The organism is Opitutaceae bacterium TAV5, from assembly GCA_000242935.3.
Classification (GTDB): Bacteria; Verrucomicrobiota; Verrucomicrobiia; order Opitutales; family Opitutaceae; genus Geminisphaera.
In genome coordinates, this window is sequence record CP007053.1 from 5064121 (window position 1) to 5077343 (window position 13223).

Annotated in this window: 14 protein-coding genes; 8 read left to right on the forward strand and 6 right to left on the reverse strand. The window is 62.4% G+C overall.

Features of this window, described 5'->3' with window-relative positions; all coding sequences use genetic code 11:
- Positions 1-36 precede the first annotated feature (36 nt).
- Positions 37-276 carry a DNA-binding protein gene (locus OPIT5_21445; protein ID AHF92436.1) on the reverse strand — a complete coding sequence of 80 codons (240 nt, stop codon included), beginning with the start codon at positions 274-276 and terminating at the stop codon, positions 37-39.
- 186 nt (positions 277-462) lie between these two features.
- Here OPIT5_21445 and OPIT5_21450 point away from each other — a divergent pair, with 186 nt between their 5' ends.
- The 3 genes from OPIT5_21450 (at position 463) to OPIT5_21460 (ending at position 4188) form a co-directional block, all read left to right on the forward strand.
- Positions 463-1188 (forward strand): N-terminal cleavage protein, encoded by a 726-nt coding sequence (locus OPIT5_21450; protein AHF92437.1) that lies wholly within the window; start codon positions 463-465, stop codon positions 1186-1188.
- A 101-nt stretch (positions 1189-1289) separates the two neighbouring features.
- Positions 1290-2069 carry a glycosyltransferase family 1 gene (locus tag OPIT5_21455; protein AHF92438.1) on the forward strand — a complete coding sequence of 260 codons (780 nt, stop codon included), beginning with the start codon at positions 1290-1292 and terminating at the stop codon, positions 2067-2069.
- A 61-nt stretch (positions 2070-2130) separates the two neighbouring features.
- The gene (locus tag OPIT5_21460; protein AHF92439.1) at positions 2131-4188 is read left to right on the forward strand and encodes a heparinase; all 2058 of its coding nucleotides are present in this window, start codon (positions 2131-2133) and stop codon (positions 4186-4188) included.
- Between the two features lie 130 nt (positions 4189-4318).
- Here the strand turns inward: OPIT5_21460 and OPIT5_21465 are convergent, their stop codons facing one another.
- The 3 genes from OPIT5_21465 to OPIT5_21475 all read right to left on the reverse strand — a co-directional run bounded on the left by OPIT5_21465 (position 4319) and on the right by OPIT5_21475 (position 6633).
- Positions 4319-5188 (reverse strand): hypothetical protein, encoded by an 870-nt coding sequence (locus tag OPIT5_21465; protein ID AHF94581.1) that lies wholly within the window; start codon positions 5186-5188, stop codon positions 4319-4321.
- An 86-nt stretch (positions 5189-5274) separates the two neighbouring features.
- The gene (locus OPIT5_21470; protein AHF94582.1) at positions 5275-5418 is read right to left on the reverse strand and encodes a hypothetical protein; all 144 of its coding nucleotides are present in this window, start codon (positions 5416-5418) and stop codon (positions 5275-5277) included.
- A gap of 105 nt (positions 5419-5523) precedes the next feature.
- Positions 5524-6633 (reverse strand): 3-isopropylmalate dehydrogenase, encoded by a 1110-nt coding sequence (locus OPIT5_21475; GenBank protein ID AHF92440.1) that lies wholly within the window; start codon positions 6631-6633, stop codon positions 5524-5526.
- Positions 6634-6759: 126 nt separating this feature from the next.
- Here OPIT5_21475 and OPIT5_21480 point away from each other — a divergent pair, with 126 nt between their 5' ends.
- From OPIT5_21480 to OPIT5_21500, 5 genes are all read left to right on the forward strand, one after another.
- Positions 6760-7413 carry a nitroreductase gene (locus OPIT5_21480; GenBank protein ID AHF92441.1) on the forward strand — a complete coding sequence of 218 codons (654 nt, stop codon included), beginning with the start codon at positions 6760-6762 and terminating at the stop codon, positions 7411-7413.
- A 128-nt stretch (positions 7414-7541) separates the two neighbouring features.
- Positions 7542-8063 (forward strand): riboflavin synthase, encoded by a 522-nt coding sequence (locus OPIT5_21485; protein AHF92442.1) that lies wholly within the window; start codon positions 7542-7544, stop codon positions 8061-8063.
- Positions 8060-8509, forward strand: coding sequence for a nitrogen utilization protein B (locus OPIT5_21490; GenBank protein ID AHF92443.1), 450 nt, complete (start codon positions 8060-8062; stop codon positions 8507-8509). Before OPIT5_21485 ends, OPIT5_21490 begins: the two co-directional genes overlap by 4 nt.
- Before the next feature lie 33 nt (positions 8510-8542).
- On the forward strand, positions 8543-9475 hold the full coding sequence (locus OPIT5_21495) for a cell division protein FtsY (protein ID AHF92444.1): 933 nt from the start codon (positions 8543-8545) through the stop codon (positions 9473-9475).
- Between the two features lie 98 nt (positions 9476-9573).
- Positions 9574-10650, forward strand: a complete 1077-nt coding sequence (locus OPIT5_21500) for an oxidoreductase (protein ID AHF92445.1) — start codon at positions 9574-9576, stop codon at positions 10648-10650.
- Between the two features lie 180 nt (positions 10651-10830).
- On the opposite strand, the gene OPIT5_21505 is transcribed toward OPIT5_21500, so the two are convergent.
- Together OPIT5_21505 and OPIT5_21510 are read right to left on the reverse strand one after the other, a co-directional pair.
- Positions 10831-12213 carry a superoxide dismutase gene (locus tag OPIT5_21505; protein AHF92446.1) on the reverse strand — a complete coding sequence of 461 codons (1383 nt, stop codon included), beginning with the start codon at positions 12211-12213 and terminating at the stop codon, positions 10831-10833.
- Positions 12188-13057, reverse strand: coding sequence for a 16S rRNA methyltransferase (locus tag OPIT5_21510; protein ID AHF92447.1), 870 nt, complete (start codon positions 13055-13057; stop codon positions 12188-12190). The genes OPIT5_21505 and OPIT5_21510 overlap by 26 nt, the downstream gene beginning before the upstream one ends.
- Positions 13058-13223: the final 166 nt, after the last annotated feature.

Genomic DNA, 13223 nt, shown 5'->3' on the forward strand with positions numbered 1-13223 from the left:
ATTCTTTGCCTGATCCCCGGACCCTGCCGCATGTCGTCACCGGTGCGTTTGTGGCGACCTCGCCTTGGTGCGGGTCGGCTCCGGGATGGCGCCGGGATGAAACAGCTTCCACGCATCGATGCCCAAGGCATCGGACAACCGCTCGACCGTTGCCAGCGTCAGCCCGGCAAGCCGTCCTGCCTCGAGATCCTGATAATACTTGTAGGCAACGCCTGCCTTCTCCGCCAGCGCCTGTTGGGTCAGTCCGGAATTCAGCCGGGCGCGTCGCAGATTCATCCGGAACAAGGGAAATAGTTTCACCCTGTAAAAATAGGGTGTTGACAGCTATCCTTTACACCCCGTGAATTCGGGGTGTTGAGCGATTGTCTCTCCTGCCGAACCCTCTGAACAGTCTCCATCCCGTTTCCGCTTTCAACTCCTCAAATTTCGAAACTCCAGGCTCCGCTTCCACACCCTGAAACCATGAAAACCTCCGATGTCCTCCCCATCTCCCGTTCGTACGCCTTCACCCTGGTCGAACTGCTCACCGTGATTGCCATCATCGGCATCCTCGCCGCGATCCTCATTCCGACCGTCGGGAAAGTCCGCCAGTCCGCTAATGCGGCGAAATGCATCAGCAACCTCCGCCAGTTCGGCGTCGCCTCGGCGCTCTACCAGGCCGACCACAAGGGGCGGCTCAATTATCAAAACAATCTCGGAACCAAACCACGATGGGAGGACCGTTTTGAGCCGTATCTCACCACCAATGACGTGCGTACACACAACTCTCTCTGGGTCTGCCCCTCCGTCAACTTCGACGCGAACGTCACCAACCAGTCCTACAACATCCGCCATTACGCGATGTCATTTTTTACCTATAACAAAGAGGCGAGTAACAATAGTTACGTCGCTCCCGAAGATCAGGCCGTTGCTTATTCCCTGAGCGACTTCAACACCCCCGCCCGCAAGGCCTACATCATGGAGATTCGCGAACACAAGAAGAGCTGCGGGTTTCACGACTACCAGTTTTTCTACGATCCCGATCCGGCCTCGGAGGGAAAAATCGCCCTCCGTCACAACAACAAGACCAATCTCCTCTTTCTCGACGGTCACGTCGGCACGTTCGGCGTGCCTCCGCTGCCGACCGCCAGGGACGATACGACGGCGGGAAAATGGCTCAAGCACGACACCGAAGCTCCGACGTTCTGAATGTATCCATACCCTCCAACACACACCACCCCCTCATCCGTCCGGTTATTTTTATCCATGTGTATCCAGAAATATAAAACAAAAATAAAAAATATCTATCCATGAAAACCACAATGAAACACATCACGTTAGCGCTTGGCATCAGCCTTGCGGCCCTGTCGCCTCTCGCCCGGGCCGCCTCTTCGGAATTGGTCCGGTATGCGGACAATGGAACGAAGACCGCGAAGGACGATACCTACTCGGTTTCTTCCACGATCGGATTCGCCCCCGAAGTCGTCTCGAACGTATTCGCCTGGGCAAGCAACGGCGGCACCCTGATTGCGCGCGGACTGACCAAGGCTTCCAACGGCACCAACAATCTGGCCATTGGAAATGGCAACGCCATCACCGACGAGGCAGCGGCTGTGGCGCTCGGCAAATACTTCACGTTCGAGATCGAACCGACAGCCGGAAACCAACTGACATTGACCGAAGTGGCCGCGAAAACGCAGAGCGATGTGGGGGCAGGTCTTCAGGCGCTGACCGTCACCGCATTTTTGCGTTCCAGCGTGGACAACTATGCGAGCACCCTCGCCTCGTTCACGATTACAACTCCGGAAAACCAGGGAACCGGCACCAGCTCTCAATTCGGCCTTCTCACCACCGGACCATTGGGTGTGGCGTTTTCGGGGCTGACGGAGAAGGTGACATTCCGTCTCTACGCTTACGTTCAGTCCGATAATCTGGACTGGAATCATATTGTCCGCTTCGACGACATCCGTATTTCAGGATACACTACCTCTGCCATCCCGGAGCCGGGAACCACAGCGCTTCTGGCCGGCGCGGCGATGCTCCTCGCCGTGTGGGGAATGCGCTGCATCCACGGCCGCAAGCAGAACTGATCGCGCCCAAAGGAAACAGATGAAAAACGGATGCCTAGGTATTTTGTTCTTTTCCGGATTGATGGCTGGCGGAGTCGTGCTTGCCTCGGCCGCCGCCGCCACCACCGCCGCCGAAGAACCCGCGAAACGCGTTTTTATCACGCCCGCCGAAGCGCAAGCCCGCATGGCAAGCGACCTCGCGCAATGGCGGAAAAACCTCACGCCCGGCGTCCCGCATATTGCCTTTACCGCGGATTCATGGCGCGAACTGCGCCAGACCTATGCCGCCGCGAAAGGCCGCCAGAAAGAGTATTTCGACTCCGTCATCCAGCGGGCCCAAACCCTCGCGACCAAACCCGCGATCGCCTACCGCCCGCCGGAGGAATTTGTGTCGCCCTCCCTGTCGCTCCCTTCGGCCAAGGCGGAACTCTGGCAACGCGACGTGGGCGACAACCTGACCGTTTCGTCCATGGCTCTTGCGCTCAAGGACGATCCTGCCATCCGCAAAAACATCCGCGACGTGGTGCTCACCGCCTGTGAGTATCCAAACTGGGGATTGCGCTCCACCGGCATGCACCTCGCCTCGGCGCACCTCTCCATCGGCGTCGCCATCGCTTACGACTGGCACGCTGACATCTGGAGCGACGCGGAAAAAGAGATCATCCGCAAAACCATCCGCAATCACGTCGGCGACATCGCCGCCGGCCTCTACGGAAAAGTGTTCTGGGCCGGTGACTATTTCACCAACCACAACCACGTCAGCGTCGCCGCGCTCGGCCTCTGCGGGCTTGCGTTTCTCGACGATATCCCCGAGGCCGCCGAATGGCTCGCCGCCGCCACCATCAACTTCGAGCGCGCCATGTCCGCTGCCAACGCCGACGGCAGCACGCCGGAGGGTTTCACCTATTGGTCTTACAGCCTCGGAATGATCGTCCGCTACATCGAGGGCACCCGCCACGTCACCGGCTCCGAGGCGCTTTACCAAAAACCCTTCCTCCAAAATACCATCAACTACCGGCTGCACGGCACCACACCTGGCCTTGGACGCCTGTTGCCGTGGGGCGATGTCTGGACGAAAGCCACGGCCTCGACCTATTCCCTTTTTGCCCTGGCCCGCGAATATCGCTCCACCGAAGGTCAGTTCCTTGCCAGCAGTTCGCCCTCCAAAAACATGTGGTCCACCCTCTGGTATGATCCGACGCTTCCTGCCACTCCGCCCGCGACGCTCGACTATCATGCCACGGTCGTTGACCTCGCCGCCAGCCGCACCGGCTGGACGCCAGACGATTACCTGCTCTCCATCAAATCCGGCCTCAACGTCCGCCATCACAGCCACCTCGACGCCGGAGCCCTCGCCCTCGCGTTTGGCGACGACTGGCTTCTCACCGCTCCGGGATACGGCACCGGGAAAGCCGATGGCACCAATGGCTTCTGGGACCGCAAGGGGCGGCGCTGGACCTACTTTTCAACCGCCACCGAATCCAAGAGCACGCTGCTCATCGACGGGAAAAACCAGCGTTTCGACGCGGATGCCCGCGGCACGATTGACCAGTTCATTTCCACCCCCGCCTGGTGCTGGACTGGCGTCGATCTGACGCAGGCGTATCAGGATTCCAACGAGGTGAGACGCGGCCTTCTACATCGCCGCGGGGATTACATCCTGGTGCTGGACAGTGTGCGCGCTCCGCGTCCCGTCACGGTCGAGTGGCTTGCGCAAACGCTCCCGGCCGGCACCCGGTTCGACAGCAAGACTCCGGCTCGCCTCTCGGTTAAGGGGAAAACGGGTTCATTGGAAATTCGCAGCGTCTTTCCGTCCGGCCTCGCGTTCGCGCCGCGCAAGCATACGGTCAAACACTACGACTTGCCGGAAGATCGTATCACCACTCACACCCTCAAGACGACGGGAAGCAACGTCCGCTACGTCACGCTCCTGCTTCCGTCCGCCTCCGGGGAGAAAAATCCGGTCAAGGACATCTCGGTCGATGAGACGGCCGACGGTCTCCGTATCCGGATTCACTGTGCGAAGAGGGGAGGAGGGGAATGGACGGATGTTATCGATGCGGATTCCCGTATTCGCAGCCTGACCGCCGTTCGCACCGGCGAAGCCGCATTCTCCACTGCCGGTGAGACGCATCCGTAATTCGGGGCATTTTTCCTTGTTGTTTACACCTTGTACCTCTGGTCCACGTTGTGGACTCGGCTACGAAAAAGAATTGAACGGTATCCGGAAGGGACTGCGCCAGCGGCATGTATCTCTGAGGCAAATCCCGTCACGGCTGCGCAATCCGTTTGAAGACCTCTAGAGGCATGTCGCCGAAAGAGCGGATTTTCCCTGCGCGGATCGGGACGCCTGTGATGTTTCGCGGCGGATCACCGATATAGAAATAGACGTATCCTTCAATCGGATCATTCGCAAAGTCTCCCTCGTCCCAAGTCTCACCTTCAAGTTTGTCGCCAACGCCGGACTGGAAACTCACGCCTTCACCGATTTTTATGGCATCCGAGATGATGCTTTTCAGAATCGTGCCTTCCTTCCGGAAACGCGTTTCCAGGATTACCGATGAGAACGTGATCTGCTTCGCAAGCGGCCATCGAAAAAAATTCGAGTAGTCGATTCCCTGATACTCGCTTCCTTTCTCTCTCTTTGCCAGCGTGATTCTGAAATACGTTCCTTCCGGCAAACCGGAGAAATTCTTTTCTGTGACAACAACACGGTCTTTTTTCAGTTGAAGCGTATGAATTTGGAGAAGGTGTCCGGGGCCTTCTTTTGTCGGGAATATGGTTTTGGTCATGATCGAATTGGAGACTTTGGCACCATCAATCCCCGTGACCGTTACGGCCGGCGGACCGGGGCTCGTCTGGTAGTCAAATGAAATCACGATGATCGCGGATGCGTTCTCGTCTGCCAGGATCCTTGGCGCGATCGTGACTACTGTTGAAGGAGAACCTTCATCTTTCAGAACCTCATTGATATCGATATTGGCCAGCACGCTCGACACAAGTGTCCAAAACAGGATGCCGTATAATCCGGGGCCTCTGGCGAATGGTGGCTTGGGCAGCGATCTGGCAGCGGGTTTGATGCTGTTTTGATGCCTGTCGAAAAGGTTGAGAAGGGAGCGGGGGATTTGGATGAAGGTCATGGGGTCAGAATCAATGGAGAGAGCAGGATCAGACAAATAACAGAATGCTGGCAATTCGGGGTTTTGGAGAAAAAGGACGGTGTAATTCAAAGAAATGTCTGCGGGCGCGTGCCGTGTGGCGCGGCCATCTTGGGCGTGGACGGCGCGAAGCACCGCCGGCGTCCGATGTGAAACACGGGACGGAAGCTCGTTTCATACGGAGAGGCAACGCTCATGGGCAGGATGCCCATACCACTTCCTCGCAGCCAGAGATCGGAACAAAAAAACGGCTTCCCGATGTCGGGAAGCCGTGTCGGCTGATATTCGTTCCGTTTGAAGCGAACCAGGTGTGCGACTCAGAGATTCGCGATGATGGCGTCGGCCATCGCCCTGGTGCCGATGCTCGGGCGGCCAAAGGCGATGTCGCCGGTGCGGTGGCCGTCCACGGCGACGGTCTTTCTCACCGCCGCCTCGATGCGGGTGGCGAGGGCGTCGAGGCCGAAGCTGTAACGCAACATCAGCGCGCCGCTGAGGATTTGCGCGCAGGGGTTGGCCAGGCCCTTGCCCGCGATGTCGGGCGCGGTGCCGCCGGCCGGTTCGTAGAGGCCGAAGGGCTTGCCGAGGGAATTTTTGCCGGTGCCGAGCGAGGCGCTGCTGAGCATGCCGAGCGAACCGCAGATGACGGCCATCTCGTCGGAAAGGATGTCGCCGAACATGTTTTCCGTAAACAGCACGTCGAACTGGTTGGGATCGCGCGCGAGCTGCATGGCGGCGTTGTCCACGTACATGTGCGAGAGGGCGAGGTCGGGATGGTTTTTCGCGAAGTACGCGGTGACCACCTTGCGCCAGAGGACGGAGGTTTCGAGGACGTTGGCCTTGTCCACCGAGCAGACTTTTTTGCCGCGGGCGCGGGCGGTGACGGCGGCCACCTCGGCAATGCGTTCGATCTCGCTGGTCTTGTAAACCATGGTGTCGATCGCCTGCTGTTCGCCGTTTTCGAGTGTGGTCGTGGACTTGGGCTGGCCGAAATAGATGCCGCCGGTGAGCTCGCGGATGCAGACGATGTCGATGCCGTTGGGGATGCGCTCGGGCTTGAGCGGGGAGGCGTCGACGAGGTCCTTGTACAGGAGGCCGGGGCGGATGTTGGCGAAGAGGCTGAACGCCTTGCGCAGCGGCAGGAGCGCGGCGCGCTCGGGCTGCTCGGCCGGGGGGAGTTTTTCCCACTTCGGGCCGCCGACGGAGCCGAAGAGGATGGCGTCGGATTCGCGGCAGAGGGCGAGGGTGGACTCGGGCAGGGCCTTGCCGTGGTTGTCGATGCCGGCGCCGCCGACGTCGGCGGTCCGGTACGAGAGAGCGAGGTTTTCCTGCTTCGCGACGTGTTCGAGCACGCGAAGGGCCTCGGTCATGACCTCGGGTCCGATGTAGTCTCCAGGAAGAACGGCGAATTTGAGCGTGGACGTGGACATAAAGGGAAACGGATTAGCGGGCCGGAGGCGCGAGGGGAAGACGGGAATTTCCCGCCAGGTAAATTGCCCGAAAAACCTGGCATGACGCGCTTGCACCCGTGCCGCGGGCGGCATACCTGTGCCCGCATGAAGCCTCTTCTCGATCATCAACAGGTGTTAACCGCTCTCGAATCGCGTTATGCGACGAAGCAATTCGATGCGCAGCGCAAGATCAGCGACGCCGACTGGGCCGTCCTGGAAAAATCCCTCGTGCTCGCGCCGTCGTCGTTCGGCATCCAGCCATGGAAATTTCTGGTAATCGACACGCCCGAACTCCGCGAAAAGCTGAAGGCCGTCACCTGGGGTCAGGGTCAGGTCACGGATGCCGCCCGCTACGTGGTGCTGCTCGTGCGCAAGGGCATCGACGAGGCCTGGATCGACCGCTACCTGGTCCGCACCGCCGAGGTCCGCGGCACCACGGTGGAGGCGCTGGCGCCGTTCAAGAAGGCCATTATGGGCACCGTCAATGCGTACACGGCCAACGGCAAACTCGATGGCTGGTCGTCGCGCCAGGTTTACATTGCGTTCGGCCAGTTCATGACGACGGCGGCCGTGCTCGGCATCGACACCTGTCCGATCGAAGGGCTCGATCCGGCAAAATACGACGAGATCCTCGGCCTGGCCGGCACCGGCTACGCCACGCTCGGCGCGGTGGCCGCCGGCTATCGTTCCGTGAACGACAAGTATGCGACCACGCCCAAGGTGCGTTTCCCGCTCGCCGAGGTGATCGAGCATCGCTGAGAAGAGCCCGGGCAGCAGCGGATTGCCGGCCTTCCGGCTCCGGGATTCGCGGCTGCCCCGCCAGCCTCTCCGATAAAAGAAGTTGCCCCGCCCGCGGGTGCGGCGCACACGTTGCGGTTTCGCCAACCATGAGTCTCGACGCGCCAGCACCCGCCACCATCAACGCCGCCGGTTTTTCCTTCGGTATCGTCGCCGCCCGCTACAACCCCGAACTGGTGGACGCCCTCGTCGCCCAGGTGCGCGACCAGCTTCTCGCCGCCGGCGCGGCGTCCGGGGATGTGACCGTCCTGCGCGTGCCCGGCTCCAACGAGCTTCCCGTCGCGACGCAGCTCCTGCTTCGCCGCCAGCCGGCACTCGATGCCGTGATCGGCCTCGGCGTCATCATCCGCGGCGACACCCTTCATTATCAGCTCGTCGCCGAAGCCTCGCAGCAAGGGCTGCACCGCGTGTCGCTCGACGCCGGCGTGCCGGTCATCGTCGGCGTGGTGGTCGCCGAAAACGCGCAGCAGGCCGAGGACCGTTGTCGCGGGCCGGTCAACCGCGGCGCCGAATTCGCCCGCGCCGCGCTCGAGATGGCGGCGCTGAAACGGTCGCTTTCTTCCGAAACATCCACCGCCGCATCCGCTTCCTCCACCTCCGCCTCCCGATGAGCAAAGCCCTTTTCGCCCAGCGCCGCGACAGCCGCGCCGCCGCCATGCAATACCTGTTTGCGTGGAGTCTCAATTCCCCGTCCAACCTCGCCGAGGACCTGCGCACGTTTTTCGAAACCCTGCCCAATCCGCGCGAGCACTACGCCTACGCCGAAGAAGTGATCCACGGCGTGCTGCAAAACATCGCCGACATCGACGGCCGCATCCGCACGCTGGCGCAGAACTGGGAATTCGACCGCATCGCCCGCATCGACCTGGCGATCCTCCGGCTGGCGATCTACGAAATGATTTTCCGCAAGGACGTGCCCCCGGTCGTCTCGATCAACGAGGCGGTCAACCTTTCCAAGGAATATTCCAACGCCGACGCCAAGCGTTTCATCAACGGCATCCTCGACCGCCTCAAGGACCAGGTCGGCCGTGATGCGCGCAAGGTCGGCACCGAATAACCGGCAACCACAGCCCCTCGCAAGCGGACGCCCATGTTCGGTCTGTTCAAAAAATTCAAGGACGGCTTCGCGAAGACCGTCGCCGCCATCACGGAAAAAACGCGCGGCCTGTTCGGCGGGCGTTCCATCGACGCCTCCTCGCTCGAAACGCTGGAGGAAGCGCTCTACACGGCGGATTTCGGCGTGGAGACGACCGAGGAAATCCTCGCCGAAATCAAGACCGCCCACCGCAAGGACAAGGATCTCCGCGGTCAGGACGCCGCCCGCATCGGCGCCTCCGTGCTCACACGGGCGCTTGCCGGCAGCGAGGTGGCGCTCGCCCCCTCGCCCGAGGCGCAGGCGGCCGGTTCGCCGACCGTGATCGTGATGATCGGCGTCAACGGTAGCGGTAAAACCACGACATCGGCCAAGCTCGGCTGGCTGCTCAAGCAGGACGGCAAGTCCGTCATGCTCGCCGCCTGCGACACGTTCCGGGCCGCCGCCGTCGAGCAGCTCAAGTCGTGGGCCACGCGGCTCGACCTGCCGATCGTGGCCAGCCACACCGGCGCGGATGCCGCCGCCGTGGCCTTCGACGCCTGGCAGGCGGCGAAGGCGCGGGGTTGCGATTACCTGATCGTGGACACCGCCGGCCGCCTCCACACCAAGAGCAACCTCATGGAGGAACTGGCAAAAATCCGCCGGGTGCTCCGGAAAAACGACCCCGCCGCGCCGCACCATGCCTGGATCGTGGTGGACGGCTCGCTCGGCACCAACTCGATCGAGCAGGCCAAGGTGTTTCACAAAAGTTTCGGCCTCACCGGCCTGGTCGTGACGAAGCTCGACGGCACCTCGCGCGGCGGCGCCATCGTGGGCATCTGGCGCGAACTGAAGCTGCCGATCTATTTCCTCGGTCTCGGCGAACAGCCCGAAGACCTGCAACCCTTCCAGGCGGAAAACTACGCGAAGGCGGTCTTCGGCCTGGAGTGAGCGTTGACCGGCCTTGCGATGTGGCGCGGGCGGTCCCGCCCGCGCCACTCCTGCACGGAAAGTTTGCCTCCACGCCAAAAACGCGTCCGGTTTTCTCCATGGCAAGCAGCGGCATCCCTCGGGTTTCTCCTCTTCGTATCGGTTTTGTGGGCGCGGGTGAAAATACCCGGCTCCGTCATCTGCCCGGATTCCGGGCGTTGCCGGGTGTCGAACTCGTGGCGGTGGCCAACCGGACGCCCGAATCTTCGGCGCGGGTGGCAAGGGAATTCGGCATCGCGCGCGTGGCGGCCGACTGGCGCGGGATCGTCGACGCACCGGACATCGACGCCGTGTGCATCGGCACGTGGCCTTACCTGCACGCGCCGGTGTCCATCGCGGCGTTGCGCGCGGGCAAACACGTCCTCACCGAGGCGCGGATGGCGCGCAACGGCGACGAGGCCGGCGCCATGCTCGCGGCCTGGCTGCAGGCCCGGGCCGCGCAGCCCGGCATCGTCGCGCAAATCGTGCCTGCCCCGCTGACATTGGCTTGCGATGCGACCATCCGCCGCTTGCTCGCCGAGGGCGCGCTCGGGCAGATCCGCGAGGTCAGCGTGGTGCAGACGAACGCCGCGCAGGCCGACCCGTCCGCTCCGCTGACATGGCGGCAGAACCTCGAATGGAGCGGACACAATATCATGACGATGGGCATCCACTATGAGGCGCTGCTGCGCTGGCTGGACGACGACGCCGACGTGCGCGCGGCGCATGGCGCTGTATTTACAGAAGAAAGACAGGGTGGCGACGGACGGCCGTACCGCGTGCGTATCCCCGAAAGCCTGACCGTGCTCGGTCGTTTCCCGAAGACGGGCGCGTTGTTGCGCATCCATCTGAGCGGCGTCGATACGACTGCGCCGCGCAACGAAGTGCGCATTTCCGGCAGCGAGGGCGGGTTGTTTTACGATCTGGCGCGCGGCGAACTGTGGCTCTCGCGGCGCTTGGCCGGACAGGGTGCGGCGGCGGGCGCGGCCGAGCGTGTGGAGATCGCCGCCGCGGATCGCGGCGAATGGCGGGTGGAGGCCGATTTCGTGGCGAGCATCCGCGAAGGCGCGCCGGTGCGGCTGACGGATTTCCGGACCGGCATGCGCTACATGCGATTCACGGACGACGTCTGGCGGGCCTTGCACGGATCGGAATAACCGCAAAATCCGGGGCGGGCCCGGGCCGCAATCGAAGGGGAATAAGCGGAATCAGCCGCGAAAGAGCGCAAAAATCCTGATGCGGATGAAGCCCACCATCGCGCTTATAAGCGCGCGGGAGATTCACACCGGACGGAATGATATTTTGCGCTCTTTCGCGGCTGATTCCGGTTCTGGCAGTTACACCTGTTGCGCCGTGGCGTAGTTGGCTTCCGCCTGGTCCCAGTTGAGGATCGTCCAGAACGCTTTCACGTAGTCGGGGCGGCGATTCTGGTAATTGAGATAATAGGCGTGTTCCCAGACATCGAGGCCGATGACGGGACGGGCGCCGAGGCTGAGCGGCGAATCCTGGTTGGCGGTCGAGATGACGGCGAGCTTGCCGTCTTTCCGGACCAGCCACGCCCAGCCGCTGCCGAACCGCGAGGCGGCGGCCTGGTTGAACTCGGCGATGAAGGCATCGAGACTGCCAAAGGTGGCGACGATGTCGGCGCGCAGCGGGCCGGGCGTATATTCGGCCGGTGCGGCGAGCAGCGGCCAGAAAAAGGAGTGGTTGGCATGACCGCCCACATTGTTGCGCACCGCGGTGCGGATGTCTTCGGGGAGGGCGTCGAGGTTTTCCAGCAGTTGTTCGGCGGTTCGTGAATGGAGCTCGGGCAGGGGCTTGAGCGCGGCGTTGGCGTTGGTGATGTAGGTCTGATGATGTTTGGTGTAGTGGATCGTCATCGTGCGGGCGTCGATGGCCGGCTCGAGGGCGTCAGGCGCGTAGGGGAGGGAGGGCAGGGAAAACGGCTGGGCGAGCGCGGAGGCGGCCCCGGTCGGCGGAGCGCTCCATTTGTGCGGATCGACGGCTGCAGGGCTGGAAGGGGCCTTCGGATCGGCCGCCAGGCGTGAGAGGGCGCCGGCGAGAGAACCGGCGGCAAAGAGCCCGGCTCCGAGGGTCTTGAGAGCGGCGCGACGGGAAACAGACGCAGGCGACGAGGCGGAGTTTTTTTCCATGCGGCCAACAGTAACGGCGCCGTCAGGTCGCGCAAGCGGGCGGGGTAATTCGGGGATGGCGGCCGGCCGCTGCGCGTGTGCGGTCAGCGTTTCAGCCAGCGCAGCGGCAACAGCAGCAGCAGGGCGCCGATGAGTGCGGCGACACCGGTGCCCAGGAGGTTGGCTGCCACGAGGCCGAGCAGCCGCAGGAGCGGACCGCCGACCAGCGCGCCGGCGATGCCGGCCACCAGATACAACGGGAGCAGCGGACGCCGGCCCTTGCCAAGGACGTGGACAAGCCAGCCCGACCCGGTGCCGACGAGCAGGATGACGATGATCTGGGGAAACGTGAGCATGGAGGGAAAAAGGATTGTTTCTGATTTCACACAAAGATCGCAAAGGACGCAAAGATTTGTTTTTCAGAAACTTCGCGTTCTTTGCGATCTTTGTGTGAAAATTCAGAGGTTTTGAGGCGCTGGTATTTATTACGGCTGCGGAGAATGTGATGGCGGAGAGCGAAATGGGGCAGGTGGGAAAACGGAAAACGCGCGGGAAAGGAAAATCAGGGTGTCGGGAATGCGAGCGCATCCAGTTCGCGCCAGAGGGGGGCCGGGATTTCTTCCGGGCGCGAGGCCGGACCGAGCCGGCCGGTGGCTTCGAGGCGTGCGAGCCACGCCCGGCCCTCGTCGGGAAGCCGGCTGCGCAGGAGCGGGCGGATCTGTTTGCGGCGTTGCTGGAAGCAGCCGCGGATCACCGCCTTCACCTCCGGACGGAAGACGAACGGCTGCGGTTTGCGGACGAGGTGGAGCAGGCACGAATCGACATCGGGTCGCGGATGAAAACAGGCGCCCGAGACGCGGTGGCCGGGCGCGGCGTCGAAGGCGTTTTGCAGGAAAACCGAGATGGCTCCAAAAAGCTTGGTGCCCGGCTGCGCGGTGTAGCGCTGGGCGGCCTCGAGCTGGAGCATGAGGACCATCCGCGCGGGTAGCGGACCGGAGAGCACGGCATCCATCCACGGCGTGGAGATCGCGTAGGGGAGGTTGGCCACGATTTTGAAGGCAGGGGCGGAGGTCGAAGAATCCGCCTCCTCCTTGCCGACCGGCAACGCGGCCAGCGGGTGTTCGACGGCGTCGCCTTCCAGGAGGTGAAAGGTTGCCGGAAATTCTTTCGCAAGCGTGCCGGCGAGGTGGGCGTGCAGGGTGGCGTCGCGCTCCACCGCCCATACGCAGGCGCCGGCTTCGAGCAGGGCGCGGGTGAGCGTGCCGAGGCCGGGGCCGATCTCGACCACGGTGTCGCCGGGCGCGACGCCGGCGAGTTCGAGCGATTTTTTTACGATGTTGCCGTCCACGAGGAAGTTTTGCCCGAGGAAACGCTTCGGCGTGTGGCCGAGCCGGGCCAGCAGTTCACGGGTATCGGAGGGCGAGAGCGGCATGGTGGGAAGAAGCCGCCAGCGTCGGCGCGTCTGGCCCGGGCGTCAATGCGGAGACGGGGCCAACAAACGCCGGCATCCGGTATGAGTCGGTGATCTGGTTAAATTCTCAAATAATGAGACTTTGTCTCATTTATGGATCGGAACTGGATTCAGAATTAACCAACCT

Bases quoted from the DNA above. Each gene is read 5' to 3' on its own strand.
- OPIT5_21470 (AHF94582.1), bottom strand. From the start codon at position 5,418: ATGGGCATCCTGCCCATGAGCGTTGCCTCTCCGTATGAAACGAGCTTC.
- OPIT5_21445 (AHF92436.1), bottom strand. From the start codon at position 276: ATGAATCTGCGACGCGCCCGGCTGAATTCCGGACTGACCCAACAGGCG.
- OPIT5_21510 (AHF92447.1), bottom strand. From the start codon at position 13,057: ATGCCGCTCTCGCCCTCCGATACCCGTGAACTGCTGGCCCGGCTCGGC.
- OPIT5_21460 (AHF92439.1), top strand. From the start codon at position 2,131: ATGGCTGGCGGAGTCGTGCTTGCCTCGGCCGCCGCCGCCACCACCGCC.
- OPIT5_21500 (AHF92445.1), top strand. From the start codon at position 9,574: ATGGCAAGCAGCGGCATCCCTCGGGTTTCTCCTCTTCGTATCGGTTTT.
- OPIT5_21475 (AHF92440.1), bottom strand. From the start codon at position 6,633: ATGTCCACGTCCACGCTCAAATTCGCCGTTCTTCCTGGAGACTACATC.
- OPIT5_21465 (AHF94581.1), bottom strand. From the start codon at position 5,188: ATGACCTTCATCCAAATCCCCCGCTCCCTTCTCAACCTTTTCGACAGG.
- OPIT5_21480 (AHF92441.1), top strand. From the start codon at position 6,760: ATGAAGCCTCTTCTCGATCATCAACAGGTGTTAACCGCTCTCGAATCG.
- OPIT5_21495 (AHF92444.1), top strand. From the start codon at position 8,543: ATGTTCGGTCTGTTCAAAAAATTCAAGGACGGCTTCGCGAAGACCGTC.
- OPIT5_21490 (AHF92443.1), top strand. From the start codon at position 8,060: ATGAGCAAAGCCCTTTTCGCCCAGCGCCGCGACAGCCGCGCCGCCGCC.
- OPIT5_21505 (AHF92446.1), bottom strand. From the start codon at position 12,213: ATGCGCTCGCATTCCCGACACCCTGATTTTCCTTTCCCGCGCGTTTTC.
- OPIT5_21450 (AHF92437.1), top strand. From the start codon at position 463: ATGAAAACCTCCGATGTCCTCCCCATCTCCCGTTCGTACGCCTTCACC.
- OPIT5_21455 (AHF92438.1), top strand. From the start codon at position 1,290: ATGAAAACCACAATGAAACACATCACGTTAGCGCTTGGCATCAGCCTT.
- OPIT5_21485 (AHF92442.1), top strand. From the start codon at position 7,542: ATGAGTCTCGACGCGCCAGCACCCGCCACCATCAACGCCGCCGGTTTT.